This window comes from Sphingomonas cremea, from assembly GCF_021502585.1.
Lineage (GTDB): Bacteria > Pseudomonadota > Alphaproteobacteria > Sphingomonadales > Sphingomonadaceae > Sphingomicrobium > Sphingomicrobium cremea.
On record NZ_JAKFGM010000001.1, the window covers coordinates 632609 to 653454 of the forward strand.

The window sequence follows — 20846 nt, forward strand, 5'->3', positions numbered from 1 at the left end:
CTTAATTCCAATTCTCCGGCACGTTCGGATAGCATTGGAGCACAGAGCCCAGTGCCTCTTTGAGCGGTCCCAGCCACGGGTCATAGGGCCGCCATTGATCGATTCCAGCGTCGGTAATTGGCTGCCGCACCTGTTCAGAACTCGACGTCTTTACCGCCCGAGGATTTTTGTGAAACTCGAGGCAAGCAGCGTCGAACGGCAGATCAAGGTAATCCAGCAGTCGCCGAACCTCGCGGTCGGTGTCGGTCACCAGATGCTCGTAGATCACGCGATGCACCATGCCCGGCAGGACGCGATCGAAATGGGCGAGCATTCGGACATATGATCGATAATAGTCGCCCAGTTCGGCCAGGTCGTAGCTGAACTCTCCGCTGTCGGCGAAGAGTTGCCGGAAATTCGACCAGCAACAATCCATGGGGTTGCGCCGGACGTCGATGATCTTGGCGTTGGGCAGGGCGAGTTTGATCAGTGGAAGGTAAAGCCAGTTGCGCGGCATCTTGTCGATGAAACGAGGCCGATTGCTGTGACGATGCTTGTCGGCATTCCACAGATAGGCTCCGCCAATGCTATCCAATTTCGGGGAGGGAAGGTTTGCGATCGCATCAACAAACTTGCTTGGCTCAATCCCTGCTTTCCTCCCCTCTGAAAGCAAGCTGGCGAGATTGCCAAGATATACGAGCTCTTCAGTGCCTTCTATGGACGGATGGGAGGCAAGGATCTGCTCGATTAAGGTCGACCCCGACCTTGGCATTCCAACAATGAAGATGGGGTCTTTAGCCTCGTGCCCCGACCTGCCATGTGCGGAGAAATACTCCCGTGTGAAAACTTCTTCACATCGCTGAACATGATTGCCAATGGCCGAGGCGTGGGTCTTGAGGGATTTGTGCTTTAGCGAATTGCCAGCGGAATATTCTTTGAAGGCCTCTTCGTATCTTCCGGCGTCGCCCAAGGCTTTGCCCAAAGCGAAGTGCAGACCGATCTCATCGGCGCCGGCAAGGGTGCTGGAGTCGAGACAGGCCCGCATCGCTGCCATGTCGGTTTCGCTGATTTTGGCCGTCTTCAAGTCGGCCAGACTCCACCAGGCTTCCCCGTAACTTGGGTTCAGTTCAATGGCCTTTCGATAGGCCGAGACACTGTCGCCCTGGCGCCCCGCAATGCGCAGAACATGTCCATACCCCAACCAGATCTGCGGGTTGCGAGGCTGCTTCTCAAGCGCTTCCTCGTTAAGCCGTATTGCCGTCCGGAACTCCTCTTCCCCTTCGGGTATCGTCGGCGGTCTGCTGGCGTCAGGCGCAAAAGCGCGTGCCTGTCTTTCAATCAGATCTTCAAAGTCGGCTTTGGCCCTGGAAAAGTTCGGAGCCAATGCAAGTGCGCGCCAAAGGAGACGTTCGGCGCGGTCCAGATGTCCTGCCTCGACGGCCATTTTGGCGAGAAGCCGGAGGCCTTCGGGATCGTTCGGCGTATCGTCGAGATATTGCCGAAGCAGGCTTTCCGCATCCTCTAGTCTGTTTGATGATAAAAGCTTTTTGACTTGGGCCAGCACGGGGTCGGCGGCAGAAACCCGAAGCCCTTCTCGTTCTGCTATCTCGGCTTCAGAAAGCAAATCGAGCACTCGCAACGCCGCAGCCAGGATTAAATGCGCTTCGGCGATGCCTGGCTCTGCCTGAATAATTGCACGCGCCTGTCCTGCAGCTGCGTCAGGATGCGTCGCAAGAAGTCTACGCGCATTGGCCAGCGCGTCTCCGACACTGGTGGTTGGTTGTGCTGCTGCTGTTGTCATGCGGTTCCATCAACACGCTAGGCGCGCGGAAATAAAGGAAATTTTTGGCATTCAGATAGAAGGACCCGGCTGTCCTTATCTAATCCAAAGAAAAGGGGGCCGAGCATAGGCCCGGCCCCATAATCTTACGCCTTGGGCAATCAGAACTTCGCCACGACGCCTGCGTACATAAAGCGGCCGATATTGCGATAGATACCGCTTCCGCCGCCAATGCCGGTTTGGCCCTTCGGAGGCAGATTGTTGGTAAGGTCATCAATGCCGAGGTAGAAATTGAAGCCTGGTTTGATGTCAATCTGCGCGCGAATGTCGTGGTAGAATTGCGGGCTGTAAAAACGGTCCTCGGCCCAGTCGGGGTCTTCTGGGTCGCGGCCCTGCTTGCTGAAGAAGAATTCATAGGCCGCGCCATTCAGCAGCATCTTGCCGAGATAGCGCATCTGGTAGCCGAAGGTGAATCTCCCCGTCTTCAGGCTGGTATTCCAGTTGAACGCATCCTTGGGATCGCCGAGTTCCAGATTGAGCTGATCAGCGAAATTTGGATCGGTCGGATCAAGGAACTGGTCGTTCTGGAACACGTGAGTGTAGATGACCTGCGTGTTGAGCAACCCAACATTGCCGATCTGGTGCCGGTAGGATGCGTCGACATCGATCCCTCGGACCTGCAGTTTTGCGTAATTGAGCGGAACGAGTTGCAGGCTGTTTTCCAGGATCCGCCCCGGGATCTCACCGCGAGGACCGCCCCCAGGTCCCGCTCGCTCGAACAATGAGCAGAACTGATTGTTGAGGTCAGGTAAGTCGTAGCAAGCGTTTATCGCGTCCTGCGCCGAAGGTGAAGTGATGACGTCGTACACCCTGATGTTGTAATAGTCGACCGACACAGCGAAGCCCGGCAGGAAGCGTGGCTGTGCTACTCCGCCAACCGTGAACGAGTTCGAGGTTTCCGGCTTGAGGTCCGAATTACCGCCCGACAGGAAGCCCAGTGATGCAGTATAATTATAGTTGAAGCCCACTGGCACGCCGGCCGCCAAACAGTTCGCCGCGCGGGTTGCCGAGCCTGACCCGATCTGGTCATTGTCGCATGGATCGGCGAAGCCGGGCGAGAAGTTTTGCCCGAGCGGAGTGTAAGCGTCAGCAAGGCTGGGAGCACGCACGGCGCGCGACCAGTTAACCCGGAAGCGAATGTCGGGGATCGGAGCAAGTTCCCCGCCAATATTCCACGCCCAGACGCCACCGAACGTCTTATATTTCGCGTAACGGGCAGCACCCGAGACAGTCAGTTCGTCGATTAGCTGACCTTTCAGGATGGGCAGCCGAAGTTCGCCGAAGACTTCATTCACCTTGAAAGTCGGCGGAGTGAAGTCTGGAATGGCATTGTAGAAAGTCATGCCGGCCGAGGTGAACTCGTCCTGCTTGTAGCTGACATCGTTTGACCGGTGCTCACCGCCGATGGCAAAGCCGATCGGCCCGCCCGGCAGGTTCAGGAACTGGCTGGTATCGCCCGACATGAAGCCGTTTATGACGAATTCCTTAATCCAGCCCTTGGCCAACGAGTCTTGAAGGACGTAGTTCTTCGCTGCCTGACTGATATTGCCGGAGCCGAATGGATTTAGCGGGACGCACGCCGCCACGTCCCCAGCGAGCTGGCCCGCGGCGAATGCCGGATCGAGGTTGTTGAGCAACGGCTGTGCGGCCGTCGGATCAAGTTTCGAACGGCAGACGATGTTGCCGTTGGCCGGTCCGCCATTAAAAACACCCTCGTCAACCGTATCAACCGCAAGTAGGTAGCGCTGCAGATTGACGTTACCCAGAATCCGGGTTTTTTCCTTCAGTTTGCCGTAGTTGAGCGAGACTTCGTACGACCAATCTTCATTGAAATCCCCGCGAACGCCGCCGACGATGCGGAACGTGTCGCGGCGAGCTTTCTCCTCGCGATTTCCTAGGTCGACGTAATTGCGGAACATGTAGAAGTACGACAGTCCGTTATCCTCCAGGAGCGTACGTGCCTGGTCGCTAAGATATGGATTGTCCGTGAAGAGAGCTTCACGATCGAAACCGGCGAGCGGTCCGTCCTGCCAGATTTCGCCAATGGCCGGCGCGAAAAACGGGCCAGACGCATTGCCGAAAGATTCGGTGCGGACCCACTTCGCTTCGACAAACGGCACGAGCGCTGGCGAAACTTCATAATGTCCGATCAGGTTGATCGCATAGCGGTCCAGTTTAGGCGACAGGCCGAACTGCTTCCCGTCACGGAAATTGTTACCGTTGCCGCCGATAAATGAGCCGAAATAGCTCACGCCGACCCGTTGCCCTGTAATCGGCACCAACGAACCATCGGATTGGAACTTATAGGGAACGGTGAAATAACCTGACCCGCCAATCAATGGGTCGGCGGGATCGAGGGCTTGGCAGCAGAAATACATCGCGCCGCCATTGGTGTAGAGTGCGCTGCGAATATTCTCGAAGAAGACCCGATCGGGCGTGCCGTCCGATGGCGCGCTGGCCGGATCGGTATCAACTCTCACATAGCCGCACTGCGTGCTGAAACATTTACCACGCTGCGAAGCGTAGAAGTCCTCCTGCCGAGCATATTCGAGATTGACTGCGACATTGCCCCGATTGTCAGCGAAATTTGTACCCGCGAGCACGCTCACATAATAATTGCCGGCATCGCCATATTTGCTGACGCCGCCCTGACCGCGAAGCTGGACGCCCTCATAGTCGTCCTTCAGGATGAAGTTGACGACGCCGGCGATCGCGTCCGAACCGTAGATGGCCGAGTTGCCGCCGGTTACGACGTCGACGCGCTCGATCAGATCGGTTGGAATGGTGTTGGTATCGACTTCGACGGCGTTGCCGAGGATGTTCGACGCAACGTGGCGGCGGCCATTGACCAGGACGAGCGTGCGCTGCGTTCCCAGGCCGCGGAGATCGAGCAGGTTGAGGCCCGAAGTGCCGAGGAAGCGGGTGGAATTCGCCGTGCTGAACGTGCTGCGAAGGGCCGGCAGTTCGTTGAGGACGTCGCCGACCGAAGTCTGACCCGTCTCGAAAAATTCGCCGCCCGATACGGATATTACCGGGACGACAGACTCCAGATTCGGGCGCCTGATGCGAGAACCGGTGACAACGATCGTACCTTCGGCGGACTCAAAATCTTCGGTCACCGTGGGTTCTTGATCGGGAGCGGCTGCAACCGGCGCGGATGCCTCCGGGGCGGCTGTCTCCGGGGCGGCTTCAGGTGCCGTTTGCGCCAATGCCGGGCTGCCCACCAGAGCGGCGATCGACGCACCGAGCATCAAGCTCGCGCGGATATAGGTACTGCTGTCGTTCCGGAAACTCATGCTGACATCCCCTTTGGCCACCCTGACGGACGCATTTGCGTTAGATAAACGTGGGTTAATTTCTTCAATGTGGGCGCGGCGAAGTCAACGGGCCCAGATATGTCATTGGACGGCTGTGGCATTTTTGCGACATCATTGCCCCGGCCGAGCTTGTGTCGCGCCACCGGTTTTCTATGAAGCATTGATGGGGTTGCAGCGGTCAAAAGTCCTGAACATGGCAATGGTCGATGGTCAGTAGCGCAAAGGCCGCGGCGGCGATCATCATCATCGCGGCACTTTGGCTCGCTTTTGCTGCGATTCTGGCAATTCTCGCTGCCCGCCGAATGCGGCGGGCGCATTCAGTGCTTAGCGCCGCGCGCGCTATGCGTTCGCTGCTCGATGCCGCTCCGGCGCGGGCGATGCTCGTGCATCCGGATGGTAAGATAGAAGCCGACGCTCAGCTGGTTCGCGATTTGGGCTTGGGCGAAGCTCCGCAACGACTGGAACAGCTTGGCGGCGAGAAGGCGGGAATAGATCAGGGCGATCTCGCAGCCCTTACATCAGCCCTGGACGATGTTCGCCTCGGTGGGACGCCGCTCCGTCGCCAGCTGCGGCTTGCGGGGCGCGACCGTGTAGTGGAACTTCGAGCAGCCCTGGCCCCACCTCCCGCAAGGCCCGGCACAATCCTGATCTGGATCTTCGACATCAGCGATGCCGACGCCGATCGGGCTAAGCTCACACGGCGCCTTCAGCAAACGGAGGGTGCGCTCGACGCACTGACGCATCTGATCGAAAGCGCTCCGTTCCCTATGTGGTACCGCGGACCGGACCTCAGCCTGGGATTGGTCAATGCCGCGTTCGTTGCAGCCGTAGAAGCACGGGACGCAGCTGAAGTCATCGAACGGGGCAGCGAGCTCATCGATGCGGTGGGCGATGAAAGTGCGCGCGCCGGTGCCAAGAAAGCGATCGAAACCGGTCGCCCCTATTCGCGCATGCATCCGGCAACGATCGGCCAGGAACGGCGAATGCTTCGCCTCGTCGATGTTCCCCTGCCGACCGGAGCCGTGGCTGGTTTCGCGGTCGATATCCAGGACCTGGAAGATGCGCGCATCGAGCTTGCCCGTCACCAGGAGTCGCAGCGCGAGCTGGCCGACCGAATGACCGCGGGCGCGGTGCAGTTCGACGGCGAACGGCAGCTCGCCTTTTTCAACCAGCCGTTTGCAATCATGGCCCAGATCGAGCCGGAATGGCTTGCCGAGCGGCCCGAGTTCGACCGGGTCCTTGAGCGCATGCGAGAGAATGGGCGATTGCCCGAGGTGCGCGACTTTCCCGCTTGGAAAGCGGAGCGGCGAGGTTGGTTTACCTCAGCGGAGGAAACGATCGAGGAGGACTGGATTCTCGCCAATGGCGATCATTTACGGATACTGGGCCAGCCGTTGCCTGATGGCGGGCTTCGGCTGATTTTCGAAGACCGAACGGAGCAAGTGCGACTTGCTTCGGCCCGCGATACGTTGCTGCGAGTCCGTGCCGCCACCTTCGACAATCTGTTTGAGGTGATCAGTGTGTTCGCCTCCGATGGCCGCCTTTATCTTTGGAATCGCCGGTTCAGCGAATTGTGGGACCTCGACGAGGGGTGGCTGGCCGAACACCCGCGGGTCGATGAACTGGTGCCTGCCATGGCCAAGCGGCTGGTCAACCCAACAGCGGCGGCTCAAGTGCGCGAGCTGGTTCGGTCAACGACCAGCGGGCGCCAGTCCGGAACCGGGCGCGTCTCGCTGACGGACGGACGGCACTTCGATTTCGCCGCGGTGCCACTGCCCGACGGCAATGCGCTTTTCACAATGATCGACGTAACGGATTCGAGCCGGATCGAAGCAGCCCTGCGCGAACGTGCCACCGCACTTGAGGAGGCCGACCGGGTCAAGACCGACTTCGTTGCCAACATGAGCTATGAATTGCGGACTCCGCTTACGTCCATTGGAGGTTTCGGAGAAATGCTTGCCGCCGGCTATGCGGGCAAGCTACCCTCGGCAGCAGTCGACTATGTTGCCGCAATCCTGGAATCGGTCGACCGCCTTTCCAAGCTGATCAACGATGTGCTCGACCTGACCCAGGGCGATACCCAAGGCGTCGTGCTTGAACGTGAGCGTGTCGACATTGCCGGGATGTGTCGCGCGGCAGCCGAAGCGCTACGCGTCCGCACGGACGAGAAGGGTCAGAAACTCGAACTCGCGCTTGAGCCTAGCGCCGGCAGCGTGATCGGCGACGCCCGGCGCCTAAGGGAGTCAGTCGAACACATCTTGCGTAACGCAGTGGCTTACACGGACGAGGGCGGTCATATCTGGCTGAAGGCGAGCGGCGACGACGAACAGGCGACGATCACCATTGTCGACGACGGGCCGGGTATAGCACCGGAAGACCAGGCACAGGTATTTACGCGCTTCCACCGATCGGGGGCGATGCGGGGGGATGCCGCGCTTGGCCTGGGCCTGCCCCTGACACGCCAGTTCGTCGAAGCCCATGGCGGCACGGTCGGGCTGGAGTCGGCGCTTGGTGAAGGGACCAGCATCACAATTACAGTTCCGCGGGCCCCGCAATGAAGCTGAAGGACGCGGCGGCCACTCTGGCGTTGGGGCGCAAGTTGGCCAAGGCGTTGAAACCCGGCGACGTCGTGACCTTGTCGGGCGAACTGTCCGCAGGCAAGACCACACTGGTTCGCGGCCTGCTCGCTGGGCTGGGATATGCGGGTGAGGTCCCAAGCCCGAGCTTCGCAATCGTGCAGCCTTATGAATCACTGTCGCCGCCCGTGTGGCACGTCGACTTGTACCGCATCGATAATCCGTCAGATCTCGACGAGTTGGGATTGGAGGAGATCTGCGGTGACGGGGTTCTGATTGTCGAATGGCCCGAACATACCGGGCGCGATGCGTGGCCACATGCCCTCGCCCTGTCGCTTGCGGTGGCTGAAGATGGCACACGCGCCTTGACAGCAGAGGTGCCGACGGCATGGGAAGGGCGATGGCCGCCCCGATGATTCCTCCCGATAGTGCACCTGACTTTCTCGCCCGCCATGGTTGGGCTGAAGCAGAAATTCTGCCGCTTGCCGGCGATGCCAGCTTCCGCCGCTATTTCCGCATCCAAGCGGGGGATCAGCGTGCGGTCTTGATGGACGCACCGCCGCCGCAGGAGGATGTCCGTCCCTTCGTTGCGGTGGCCGGTTGGCTCGCGCAGATCGGACTGGTCGCACCGAAAATTATCGCCGCCGACATAGAACGGGGATTGCTTCTCCTCGACGATCTGGGAGACGCCCGGATGCGCGAGGCGCTGGACGCCGATCCGGAAGCGGAAAGTGAGCTTTACGAGACTGCGGTCGATGTCCTCGTTCACCTCCATAGACAACCGCCGATGCCGGGGCTGCCGAGACATGGCCTTGAGGAATGGCTGAACGAAGTGCAGCTCTTTCCAGATTGGTATCTCCCTGCAGTCGGTCTTCGGAGTGTCGATCTCGAAGGGTGGGAGACAGCATGGCGCGAGGTGCTCGAGCTGGTTGCAAATGACGGCCTTGAGCGGGTGACTGTTCTTCGAGACTATCATGCCGAAAATGTCATGCTGGTCGACGGCCGCGGCGGAATCGAACGCTTCGGCTTGCTGGATTTCCAGGACGCGCTGGCGGGCCATCCCGCATATGACCTGGTTTCGGTTCTCGAAGATGCCCGGCGCGACGTTCCCCCTGAGTTGGAACGCGCGATGATCGATCGCTACTTGGCGCAGACGGGCGCGGACGAGCGGTTTGAGCGCGCCTATTGGGCGCTTGCGGCGCAGCGCAACACACGCATTCTCGGAGTCTTCTGCCGTCTCTGGAAGCGTGACGGCAAGGATCGATACAAAGCCTTCCAGCCGCGCATGTGGGGCCTTTTGGAGCGCGACCTTGCACAGCCGGGACTTGAGCCGATTAAGCATTGGTTCGACAAGAATGTGCCTCAGTCGGCCCGCTCAGCGGTATGGGAGGAGGAGGCCGCATGAGTGGCAAGGCCCGCGCGCTGGCTCTTCGGCCGGATATCAAGGCGGCCGCGCCGGCCACCGCAATGATCATGGCCGCAGGACTTGGCAAGCGCATGCGCCCGCTGACTGCGACGCGACCCAAGCCATTGGTCGAGGTGGCTGGGAAGCCATTGATCGATCATGTTCTGGATCGGTTGCGCGCTGCGGGGGTCGGCAAGATCGTCGTCAACGTCCATTACCTGCCGGATGCGTTGGAAGCACATCTCAAAACCAGCGCCGCCGACTTTGACGTCAAGATTAGCGACGAGCGCAATCAGCTGCTGGAAACCGGCGGCGGCATGATCCGGGCGGAGCCAATGATTGAGGCCGATCCCTTCCTGGTGATCAACAGCGATAATTTCTGGATCGACGGGCCTGCCGACACGCTGCACCTGCTCGCGTCATTATGGCGCGAGGATGACATGGACGCATTGCTCCTGCTCGTCCCTCAGGCGAGGGCCGGCAATCATAGCGGCCAGGGCGATTTCCACATGAAGGCGGACGGGCGCTTGGCGCGGCGGCAGAAAGGCAAGGTTGCGCCGTACGTTTTTACGGGCATTCAGATGGTGTCCAAGCGGTTGCTTCGCGATTCGCCGCAAGGGCCTTTTTCAACCAATATCCTCTGGGACCGGGCCATTGACGAAGGCCGCTGCTTTGGCGCCGTCCACCAGGGACTTTGGTTCGACGTAGGCAATCCATTGGCAATCAAGGCAACCGAGCGCGCATTGCAGCATGGCTAAACCGGGCCTGTTTCACCGCAGACATCCCGGCGCCCCGCTCGTCTATTCGATCGCCGCGCACCGCAGCTTCGCCGACGCACTGGCAACTGGGCTGATTACCAACATCGGTCGCGACCCCTTGGCGCTGGCGAAAGGTCGAATTCTCCTTCCCAACAACCGGGCCATACGGACAGTGACCGAGGCTTTCGTCCGGGCAAGTGCGGGCGGTCTGGTTCTGCCGCGCCTCATCGCAATTGGCGACCCTGACCTGGGTGAGCGAATAGGCGGGGCGCTCGACCCGATCGAACTGGTCGAAGAAATCCCGCCTGCGATAGAGCCGCTGGGAAGGCAGTTGCTTTTGGCCAGCTTGCTCCGCTCCGAGGGGGAAAGCGCAGCCGAGGCGATGAGGCTCGCGGTCGAACTGGCTCGGACAATGGATGCGCTCGCTGTCGAGGAAATCCCGGCTTCCCGGCTTGCCGAAGCTGTCGCTGAAACGCCTGATCTTGCCGACCACTGGTTGCGGTCGATCGAGCGCTTCCGTGTCGTCATCGAACGCTGGCCTGTTCTGCTTGATGAGCGCGGCGTCATCGACCTTGCCGATCGCCGCAGTTTGTTGCTTCGCGCGCTGGCAAAGGGGTGGACCGATAAGCCACCCGAAGGCTTTACACTGGCGGCTGGCGTCACGACTTCGGCACCGGCAATTGCCAGCCTGTTGAGCGCTGTGTCACGGCTCGGACAGGGGGCAGTGATACTTCCCGCCATGGCCGAACAGATAGAGATGCCGGACGAGGAATGGGAAGCGCTCGGTCCGGACGAGGATGAGCGCGGCGAAGAAGTCCATCCGCAGTACCACCTTAAAAGATTGCTCGATCGAATTGGGGTGGCGCGGGAGGAAGTGCTGCCTTGGCCGGCTCGCGGACGTGCGTCATCCTCAGCGGCACGGGGAAGGGCGGTAATCAATGCAATGGTGGCCCCCCGTTTCAGCGACAAATGGACTCAACTGGAAGCGCCTGAGCGACGTCTGACTGGCATCCGCGTCGCGGAATTGCCCGATCCTGCGAGCGAGGCGCAGGCGATCGCTATTGCGCTGCGCGAGGCGATCGAGGTTCCAGGCAACACGGCTGCCCTGGTCACTCCGGACAGAACCCTTGCGGCGCGAGTATCGGCCCATCTTCAACGCTGGGGCATCGAAGCGGATGACAGCGCCGGCCAGCCACTGTCCACCACTCCAGCCGGTACTCTGCTGCTTGCCGTCGTGGCGGCGGCGGTCGAAAATCTGGCGCCAGTTCCGCTCCTTGCGTTGTTGAAACATCCGTTGGTGGGCGGGGACAGCGACGAGCGATTTGCCTGGCTCGAAGCGGTTCGCGCGCTCGACCTGGCGTTGCGCGGGCCACGCCCGCGGGCGGGCCTAATTGGCCTGGATGAGCATTTTGCCCAGAAGAAGGTGGGCCGGGAATGGCAGATCGTTCGTAAGCAGGTGGCTCCGTTGAGCGACGCGCTTGCCACGGCCATGTCGCTCGCCCAGTTCGCCGGCACCTTGCGCGGCGTGATTGGCGCCCTTGCCGGGAATGCTGCGTGGCGGGGGCCCGATGGCCGACACGCCGCTGAGCTATTGGCCGAGCTCGAGCAGTCGCTTGATGCCCTGGCCATTACCGTCGCGCCTGACGATATGCTGCCGCTGCTGCGCGGCTTGATGGATGCAATTCCGGTTCGCAGACCTTATGGCGGCCACCCGCGCATTTCGATCTGGGGCCTGATCGAAGCCAGGCTGCAGAAAGCAGACCTGATGATCCTCGGTGGAATGAACGAGGGCGTCTGGCCGTCTTTGCCCAGTCCCGATCCATGGCTGGCTCCGCAAATCCGCCGCCAACTGAGCCTGCCAGGCCTTGAGTATCGCACCGGGCTGGCGGCGCATGACTTCATGAGCGCTTTGGGCGCCCCGCGGGTACTGCTGACCCGTGCCCGTCGCGATAGCCGTTCGCCCACGGTCGCATCGCGACTTTGGCTCAGGCTGCAGGCGATGACCGGGGGAATGACTCGTGACCAGCGGCTGGAACGGTTGACTGCAACATTGGACGCCAGTGCCACCGTCGAACCGGTGGCGCGTCCAGCACCCAGGCCACCGGTCGATGCGCGGCCAAAGAAAATTGCGGTTACGGATCTTGACCGGCTCAAGGCGGATCCCTTCGCTTTCTACGCCAAGGCGATCCTTCGCCTTCGACCCGAGGAGGCGGTCGATGCCGAACATCATGCCGCCTGGAAGGGCACTGCAGTTCATCAGGTGCTGGAAGCTTGGTTCAAGCAGGACGGTTGCGATCCAGCAAAGCTTGCGGCGAGAGCGGAGGCCATGGTCGCCGACGAGGCAATCCACCCAATGCTCCGTGCTTTGTGGGCGCCGCGGCTGAGGGAGGCCATCGACTGGATCGCAGGCGAAAGCGTGAAGGATTTGGAGTCCGGGAGGGTGCCAATTGTGGCCGAGGAATTCGGCGAGGCAGAGGTGGCGGGCGTCACACTCTACGGAAAGATCGACCGCGTCGACCGACTGCCGGACGGGAAGTTGGCCATTGTCGATTATAAGACCGGCCAGGCGCCGCGACCCAAGGCGGTCGCCGAGGGATTTGCATTGCAGCTCGGCCTGCTGTCCTTAATCGCGCGAGATGGCGGGTTTGGAGACATCAAGGGCGAAGCTGGAGCGCATGAATATTGGTCGCTGGCCAAGAAGAACGGCCGCATCGGTTATCGCTGGTCACCCGACGGAGACGAAGGGTCCGAAGCGTTTGTTGCACATGCCTACGTCCATTTTGCGGAAGCGGCGCAGAAGTGGTTGCTGGGCGACGAGCCGTTCCAGGCCAAGCTTAATCCCGCCTACGCGCCATATGAGGACTATGATCAGCTGATGCGGCTGGAGGAGTGGTATGGCCGTGACTGAGTTAGTCCGTGTCGTCGACCTTCGGGCTACTGCGCTTGGGCTTTTTGATCTTCGAGGCATAGAGCAACGCCGCGACTATTGCAGCCGATCCGATCCCAACTGCTACCCCCGCTTTAACAAGCTTGGTCCGTCGCTCATTTTCGCTGTCGCTCATTCGATCCTCTCACTGGAATGCCGTGCTCGTACCTATTCGGAACGTAGCGAATTTGGAAGCTTCGAAGCATCATGCGTCGCCGCCTGAAACCGTTTCATGCGCTCGAAGGGGCTCAGGCGGCGGCGTCTGACCCGTTGGTGCATGCGGCGCTGTCCGCGTCGGCCGGTACTGGCAAGACCCATGTGCTGACGTCGCGAGTTTTGCGCCTTCTGCTGCGGGGGACTGCACCCTCGTCGATCCTATGCCTGACCTTCACGAAGGCAGGCGCGGCGGAAATGGCCAATCGCATCGGCGAGAGGCTGGCGTATTGGGTGCGCTTACCCGATGCCGATCTCGGGCTCGAGCTCAAGCATCTTTGCGAGGATTATGATCCGACGATGCGCGAACGCGCTCGCCGATTGTTCGCTGAAGTACTTGATGCACGTGGAGGCGGGCTCAGGATTCAGACGATCCATAGTTTCGCCCAGACCTTGCTCGCGTCCTTTCCGATGGAGGCTGGAATTACCCCCGGCTTTCGACCGATCGAGGGGCGGGCAGAGGCCGAGCTGGCGCGACGGACCTTGGCGTCCCTGCTGGAGGCAGCTGAAGCGGGTGGGAACGAGCAACTGATTACCGACGTGTCGACGCTCAGTCGCCGATTGGGGGAGACGGGAGCCGAGGACTACCTCATGGCCTGTGCCGCCGCGCATGAGGTGATGGAGGAATTGGGCGATCCGTCGGCAATTGAAGCCAGGCTGCTTGCGTTGATCGGGATCGAGAGTGGCGATCCCGAAACTGAAATTACTGACCAGCTTGTCGATGATGCGATCGACCTCGCCCTGTTCGAAAGGCTGATCGCCGCCAATCGAGCCTGGGGGACGGCGACCGGTGACAAAATTGTAAGCAATCTTTCGGCATTTTTGGCTGCCTCACCCAATGGGAGGCAGGCCCTGCTGCAAGAGGTCGGGTATGGGCTGGTGACCGGCAGGGGCGAGCCATGCAAGTCGAAACCGAAGCAGCTCGCAGCGGACTCCGACTATGAAATACTGGTTGCAGAATTCGCAAGCTGGCTCACTGCCCTTCGCACCTTGATCCGGGCCTCCCAGCTGGCGGGTGTCCAGGCAGCGGGGTTGCGGGCGGGCCAGGCTTTCTCGCGCGCCTATTTTCGGGCCAAGCGTGCGACTGGCGTTGCGGACTTCGATGATTTGATTGCCTGGACTCGGCGACTTTTCGAACAACCCGGCATGGGCGAATGGGTTCGCTACAAGCTCGACCAGCGGACCGACCATATTCTGGTCGACGAGGCGCAGGACACCAATGCTGACCAATGGGCGATCGTCGATGCCCTCGCTGCCGAGTTTTTCTCAGGCAATCCCGAAGCCGAGAACCGTTGGCGGACCCTGTTCATGGTGGGTGACTACAAACAGGCGATCTTCGGGTTTCAGGGCACCAATCCCAGGGAGTATGAGCAATTCCGGGCCAATATCGCATCCCGCGCCGAGGCGTTGCTGGTTGCCGCCGATGAGGCTGAAACCCGGGCGCGTACATTCCAAAACCTGTCGATCGATGCCAGTTTTCGCTCTTCGCCGCCCGTTCTGGAAGTGGTCGATGCGCTGATCGCAGAAGTCGGTCACCAGGCGATGGGGTTGAGCGCTCCGCCCAATCCGCACCGACCTCATTTTTCAAGCCGCCCGGGCCGGGTTGAATTGTGGCCGGCCTATGCGCCGCAGATCGAGGCGGAAGACATTGACGAGGGTGAGGAGGGTTGGATCGACGAGCCAACTCGCCTCTACGCGGACGCAATTGCCCGGCAGGTCAGTCACTGGCTTGCCGAGGCGCCAGTCATGGCCACGACCGGGCGGCCTCTAGCGCCCGGCGACATTCTCATTCTCGTTAGAAGCAGGACCGAATTGGCGTCGCTTATCGTCGCCCGGCTCTATGCACATCGAGTTCCGGTCGCCGGGATCGACCGGCTGCACCTTCACAAGCCGCTGGCGGTCAAGGATTTGCTGTCGGCGGTTGGTTTCGCGGTGCAGCCGCTCGACGATCTCAACCTCGCCAACCTGTTGGTATCGCCCTTGATCGGGTGGAGCCAGGATCAGCTTTATGAACTTGCCCACGACCGCAACGGCAAGCTTTGGACCGAACTAGCTGCCCGGCGCGGTGAACAGGCCCACTTTGAGAAAGCGCATGCGATCCTCGGCGGATGGTTGGCGATGGCCGATTACGTTACTCCGTCGCGCTTCCTGGAAACGATCCTTTCGGGGCCGCTCGATGGCCGGCGCAAGCTGTTGAGGCGTTTGGGAGAGGCGGCCCGCGACCCGATTGAAGAACTGGTCTCCAGCGCCCTGGCGTTCGAGCAGGAGGAAATTGCATCGCTGGATCGCTTCCTGGCCTGGTTCGGCCAGGGCGACGTGGAAGTGAAGCGTGACCCCTCGGCACCGTCCAATGCGGTGCGGGTGATGACCGTGCACGGAGCCAAAGGCTTGGAAGCGCCGCTGGTGCTGCTGGCCGATGCAACGCATGACCCGGATAAGGTTGGCGGCCCCTCGCCAACGTTTGACGTGCCGTTTCCTGGGGCAGGGACCATCCCGCTGATCAGGCCGCGCAAGGACGAGTGCGCAAAGATTTTTCGAACCCTGATCGACGCGGCGAAGGCAGCGGGCCAGGAGGAGCATTGGAGGCTTGCATATGTCGGCCTGACCCGTGCAGCGGAGCGGCTGGTCGTAGCGGGCGTGAAGCCGAAGCGGGATGTTGCCCAAATGAGTTGGCACTCCGCGGTTGGGCGGGCAATGCAATCGCTCGGTGCGGCCCCGGCTGAAATCGATGGCTGGGGCAACGCACTGGTCTGGGCTGGTGAGGGCAGGGGCGTCTCGGCCCGCAAGGCCGGTAAGGCTTCGCTAGAGCCGATCGCCGTGCCTGATTGGCTGCGGCAGCCGGCACCGCCCGAAGCACGACCCCCACGCCCATTGGCGCCGTCGCAGATTGCCGAAGATCGCGATGCCGCCCCGCCTCCCGGGCCCGAGATGCGGGAGGCCGCTCTTCGCGGCACTTTGCTTCACGCGCTTTTCGAGCGCCTGCCAGGGGTACCGGCAGGTACCCGCCGTACGCTCGCAGTCCGCTGGCTCGAACGGGCGGGCGTCGATCATCAGACGCGGCAGGAAATTGCGAGCGCCGCCTGCGCCCTGATCGAAGATCCGGCTTTCGCCGATCTATTCAGCACCGAAGCGCTGGCCGAAGCGCCGATTGCCGCGACCCTGGCGGATGGCCGAGTGATTGCTGGTACCGTCGATCGGCTTTGTATTGACCAGGATTTGGTTCGGGTGATCGATTTCAAGACCGGGCGTGGGGTGCCCGCAGATCTCGCCGGAATCCCAGCTGCCCACCGTGCCCAAATGGACGCATATGCCGAGGCGCTTAGGGTAATCTTTCCCGGTCGCCGTATTGAAGCTTCGCTTCTCTACACCTCTGGTCCGCGCCTTATCTCGCTGCCCGGTTGAGCCGCACGAATTCAACCCCCATATGAGGGGTCAAGTGAACACGAAGGAGTCCTCGAATGGGCCAGAATACCAAGACCGTAACCGATCAGAGCTTCCAGGCGGACGTGCTGGGCTCAGATAAGCCCGTCCTCGTCGATTTCTGGGCGGAATGGTGCGGTCCATGTCGGATGATTGCACCGGCCCTTGAGGAGATCGCGGCCGAGCTGGGCGACAAGGTCACCGTCGCGAAGATCAATATCGACGAAAACCCCGATACGCCCGGCCGCTACGGAGTTCGCGGCATTCCCACGATGCTGCTGTTTAAGAACGGTGAAGCGGTTGCCCAAAAGGTTGGCGCGGCGCCGCGCAGCAACATTCAGCAATGGCTGGAAGGCGAATTGGCCTCCTAAGCCGCTTTGGCGATTTGGCCGAATCGGAGGCCCCGCCCGGTCAATTGACTAGGGCAGGGCCGCTCCCTACATCGCAGCGCAACATCGCCCGCGCGCGGGCGACCTTTCCTGCTGCCCTCGCGCATCCGGTTTATTGAGGAATTTTTCGCAACATGCTCGCCTCCCTGGCCAAAAGCATCTTCGGTTCGGCCAACGACCGCTACGTCCGCTCGCTCGGGCGATTCGTCGACACCATCAATGGCTTTGAGCCGACCATTTCGGCGATGACCGACGAGGAATTGCGCGGTCAGACGGTGCTGTTCCGGCAGCGCCTGGCCGATGGCGCCAAGCTAGACGACCTGCTCCCCGAAGCATTTGCAACGGTGCGAGAAGCCGCGAAGCGAACGCTTGGCCAGCGCCATTACGATGTCCAGATGATCGGCGGCATCGCACTCCATCGCGGTGAGATCGCTGAAATGCGCACCGGCGAAGGCAAGACGCTGGTCGCGACGTTGGCGACCTACTTGAACGCGCTTCCCGGCAAGGGCGTCCATGTCGTCACCGTCAACGACTATCTGGCCAGGCGCGATGCCGAGTGGATGGGGCAGATCTACCGATTCCTCGGTTTGACTGTCGGGGTCATCGTTCCCAACCTTTCGGATTATGAGCGGCGCGAGGCTTATCAGGCCGATATCACCTACGCGACCAACAATGAACTCGGCTTCGACTACCTCCGCGACAATATGAAATATTCGCGCGAGCAGATGGTCCAGCGACCGTTCAATTACGCGATCGTCGACGAAGTTGACTCGATCCTGATCGACGAGGCGCGCACTCCGTTGATCATTTCCGGCCCCACCGACGACAAATCCGATCTGTACATGGGCGTCGACGCCATCGTGAAGCAGTTTGACGAAAGCGATTATGAGAAGGACGAGAAGCAGAAAAGCATCGTCCTTACCGAAGAGGGCACCGAAAAAGCCGAGCGGATGCTCGAGACGGCCGGATTGATCGAAGGCCAGAATCTTTACGATATCGCCAACACCCAGGTGGTTCATCACCTCAACCAGGCCCTCAAAGCCAACAAGATGTTCAAGCGGGACATCGATTACATCGAGAAGGACGGGAAGATCGTCATCATCGACGAATTCACCGGACGAATGATGGATGGCCGACGCTGGTCGGATGGGCTTCACCAGGCGGTGGAAGCCAAGGAGGGTGTCCAGATCGAGCCAGAGAACCAGACTCTCGCGTCGATCACCTTCCAAAACTATTTCCGCATGTATCCGAAGCTGGCCGGCATGACCGGCACGGCGGCGACCGAAGCTCCGGAATTCTTTGACATCTATCGAATGAACGTCGTGTCGATTCCAACCAACGTCCCGGTCAAGCGGATCGACGAGGACGACGAATTCTACAAGAATATCACCGACAAGTTCGGCGCGATCGCCAAGGAAATTCGCTCACGGCAGGAAAAGGGCCAGCCGGTCCTGGTCGGCACAGTTTCGATCGAAAAGTCGGAGATGCTCAGCGAATTTCTCAACAAAGAGAACATCCAGCATTCGGTTCTTAACGCCCGCTTCCATGAGAGTGAGGCGCATATCGTCGCCCAGGCAGGCCGGATCGGCATGGTCACCATCGCCACCAACATGGCCGGTCGCGGCACTGATATTAAGCTTGGCGGCAATATCGATTTCCGCGTCGAAGATGAATTGAAGGACGTTCCCGAGGGGCCTGAGCGGGACGCCGCGATCGCGAAGATCGAAGAGGAGATCGAAGCCGAAAAGCAGAAGGTGCTAGAGGCGGGCGGCCTGTTCGTGCTGGGCACGGAGCGCCACGAGAGCCGTCGCATCGACAACCAGCTGCGCGGCCGTTCGGGGCGCCAGGGCGATCCCGGCCTTTCGCGATTCTACCTGAGCCTGGACGATGATCTTTTGCGCATCTTCGGGCCGCAGACGGCCTTTGCCCGGCTAATGAACAAGAACCTCGAGGATGGGGAGGCAATCATTTCGCCGTGGATCTCCAAGGCGATCGAAACGGCGCAAAAGAAGGTCGAAGCGCGCAACTACGACATCCGCAAGCAGGTCGTTGAGTTCGACGACGTCATGAACGACCAGCGCAAGGTGATATACGAGCAGCGCGCCGAGATCATGGACGCCGACCACGTAAGCGACGTGGTTGAGGATTTCCGGGCCGAAACCATAGCCTCGCTGGTTGCTACCCATTGCCCGCCTGGAACCTACCCTGAACAGTGGGATGTCGGTGGCCTAAGAGAGAGCGTCGACGCAGTCCTCGACCTGCAGCCGCCGCTCGATGAATGGCTTGCCGAAGAAGCTGTCGAGCAGGACATCGTCATCGAGCGCCTGCAGGAAATGGCGAACGCCAAGATGTTGGCAAAGACCGATGCGGTCGCGCGCGAACGCTGGATCGATATCGAAAAGAGCGTGCTCATCCAGACGCTCGACCATCATTGGAAAGAGCATTTGGCCACGCTCGATGCGCTGCGGGCTGTCATCCATCTTCGCAGCTATGCGCAAAAGAAGCCGATCGATGAATATAAGCAGGAGGCATTCCTGCTGTTCGAGCGGCTTTTGGTGGAAATCCGAGAGAACGTCACCCGCATGTTGCTTCGTGCCCAGGTCCAGTTCGACGAGCCCGCGCCCGTGCAGATGATGCCGATGGGCGCATCGGTGCTTCCGGACTTCATCACCCACCATATCGACCCGCTGTCGGGCGATGACGATACCGCTGACTTTGATTCAGGCGGGACATTGCTTTCCAGCCTGCCGCCGATGCAGGCGCCGCGGCCGTCGCTGCCGGAGCAAACTGCCGACGGGGAGACCATCGTTGCGCCGGCCAGCCGCAATGCTCCATGCCCGTGCGGATCGGGGCAGAAATATAAGCATTGCCACGGCCAAACGGCCTGACGATCAGGCGGCGAGGCGGCTTTGCAGCATGCGTCGTCGCAGCCAGTTTTGCGCTGGTAGTTCGAACCATCGGTAACTGATCGCGGCCACCGTCAAAGTGACGCCCAAATAGGCAGCCAGGAATAGCGGGTTGGTCAACGGCGGCGTCAGCCCGCTCGCAGCGACGCCGATCGCGAGCATCAGCTGCAACGGGAAATGCAGCAAGTAGCTTGAGTAGGTAAGGTTGCCTGCCGCCTGGATAGGCCGATGCCAGCGGCGTGGAAGTGGCATTTGCGCCAGCAACACCAGCATGCACGGCGCCGCAACCAGCAGGAAAGTCGGAATCTTTGCCCGCTCGGCAAGTGCTCCGGTGGCCGCGAAAATGACGATGACGGCGACGAGGACGGGACCGGCAAACCGTCGGGCCTTCGGTGGCGCGAGCGAGGCCAGTCCGCCGGCAAAGAAGAAGGTCGCGCAGCCGATCGACGCCCATTCAATCCCGGCCAGCAATAACGCTACCCCGGCTACGACGACTCCGATGCAAAGCTCTCTGGACGGCGCAAAGCGGCGCAACAGCAAGAAGAAGAATGCGTACACTGCTACTTCGGCCGAAATCGACCAGATCGGACCGTTGAAGTTGAACGGCGGTGACTCACCCCAGTCGGTCGCGAGGAAGATCTGATGGACGAACATGCCCGGGTCGTCGGTGGGGTAGATGAAATTCGAAGCCGCAAAGTGGCGGTAGACATATTGCAGTCCGACGACGCCGACCAGCGTCACGATATGGAGCGGGTAGAGCCGAGAAAAGCGCAACCAGAAGAAGTCGCGCGCTGCCACCGCGCCTGCGTTGATGGATGCGGCATATTTCCAGAAGAAGATGTAGCCGCTGATCGCCCAAAAGACCTGAACGCCAAATTGGCCATAGTCGTAGAAAAGCCAAAATAGCGAATAGAAGGGGGCCTCGGCCCTGCTCACCGCTTCCATCCCGGCCATCCGGGCAAAGTGGCGATAATGAAAGAATAGGACGGCCATCGCCGAGGCAAAACGCAAAAGCTCGAGCCCCAGGAGCTTGTCGCTTTCCGGGCGCGCCGCCACGGTGCACTCGAATGGCACGCTGGCCTGAAGGTCTATTGGCCGGGAATATCCCATAGTCGCC

General features: G+C 60.7%; 12 protein-coding genes. 8 read left to right on the forward strand and 4 right to left on the reverse strand.

Annotation, left to right across the window (positions count from 1 at the left end; genetic code table 11):
• Position 1: 1 nt before the first annotated feature.
• A complete protein-coding gene (locus LVY65_RS03345) occupies positions 2-1780 on the reverse strand; it encodes a tetratricopeptide repeat-containing sulfotransferase family protein (protein ID WP_235066588.1) in 1779 nt (592 codons plus the stop codon).
• A gap of 140 nt (positions 1781-1920) precedes the next feature.
• On the reverse strand, positions 1921-5115 hold the full coding sequence (locus LVY65_RS03350) for a TonB-dependent receptor domain-containing protein (RefSeq protein WP_235066589.1): 3195 nt from the start codon (positions 5113-5115) through the stop codon (positions 1921-1923).
• Between the two features lie 227 nt (positions 5116-5342).
• Between LVY65_RS03350 and LVY65_RS03355 the strand changes: the two genes are divergently transcribed.
• Genes LVY65_RS03355 through addB form a run of 5 tightly spaced genes read left to right on the forward strand, consistent with a single transcriptional unit; the run spans position 5343 to position 12783 of the window.
• The gene (locus tag LVY65_RS03355) at positions 5343-7694 is read left to right on the forward strand and encodes a sensor histidine kinase (RefSeq protein ID WP_235066590.1); all 2352 of its coding nucleotides are present in this window, start codon (positions 5343-5345) and stop codon (positions 7692-7694) included.
• Positions 7691-8128: a tRNA (adenosine(37)-N6)-threonylcarbamoyltransferase complex ATPase subunit type 1 TsaE gene (gene tsaE, locus LVY65_RS03360; RefSeq protein WP_235066591.1), complete on the forward strand. Its 438-nt coding sequence runs from the start codon at positions 7691-7693 to the stop codon at positions 8126-8128. Before LVY65_RS03355 ends, tsaE begins: the two co-directional genes overlap by 4 nt.
• Entirely contained in the window at positions 8113-9117 is a 1005-nt protein-coding gene (locus tag LVY65_RS03365; protein ID WP_235066592.1) for an aminoglycoside phosphotransferase family protein, read from the forward strand. The genes tsaE and LVY65_RS03365 overlap by 16 nt, the downstream gene beginning before the upstream one ends.
• Complete coding sequence (locus LVY65_RS03370) at positions 9114-9875, forward strand: nucleotidyltransferase family protein (protein WP_235066593.1); 762 nt, start codon at positions 9114-9116, stop codon at positions 9873-9875. The genes LVY65_RS03365 and LVY65_RS03370 overlap by 4 nt, the downstream gene beginning before the upstream one ends.
• A complete protein-coding gene (gene addB / locus LVY65_RS03375) occupies positions 9868-12783 on the forward strand; it encodes a double-strand break repair protein AddB (protein ID WP_235066594.1) in 2916 nt (971 codons plus the stop codon). The genes LVY65_RS03370 and addB overlap by 8 nt, the downstream gene beginning before the upstream one ends.
• A gap of 1 nt (position 12784) precedes the next feature.
• Here addB and LVY65_RS03380 read toward each other — a convergent pair whose 3' ends face one another.
• Positions 12785-12937, reverse strand: coding sequence for a hypothetical protein (locus LVY65_RS03380; RefSeq protein ID WP_235066595.1), 153 nt, complete (start codon positions 12935-12937; stop codon positions 12785-12787).
• Positions 12938-13008: 71 nt separating this feature from the next.
• On the opposite strand from LVY65_RS03380, the gene addA reads away from it, so the two are divergent.
• The 3 genes from addA to secA all read left to right on the forward strand — a co-directional run bounded on the left by addA (position 13009) and on the right by secA (position 19711).
• A complete protein-coding gene (gene addA, locus LVY65_RS03385) occupies positions 13009-16416 on the forward strand; it encodes a double-strand break repair helicase AddA (protein WP_235066596.1) in 3408 nt (1135 codons plus the stop codon).
• Positions 16417-16472: 56 nt separating this feature from the next.
• A complete protein-coding gene (gene trxA, locus LVY65_RS03390) occupies positions 16473-16805 on the forward strand; it encodes a thioredoxin TrxA (protein WP_235066597.1) in 333 nt (110 codons plus the stop codon).
• A 152-nt stretch (positions 16806-16957) separates the two neighbouring features.
• Positions 16958-19711 (forward strand): preprotein translocase subunit SecA, encoded by a 2754-nt coding sequence (gene secA, locus LVY65_RS03395; protein WP_235066598.1) that lies wholly within the window; start codon positions 16958-16960, stop codon positions 19709-19711.
• A gap of 3 nt (positions 19712-19714) precedes the next feature.
• On the opposite strand, the gene LVY65_RS03400 is transcribed toward secA, so the two are convergent.
• On the reverse strand, positions 19715-20803 hold the full coding sequence (locus tag LVY65_RS03400) for an acyltransferase family protein (protein ID WP_235066599.1): 1089 nt from the start codon (positions 20801-20803) through the stop codon (positions 19715-19717).
• Positions 20804-20846: the final 43 nt, after the last annotated feature.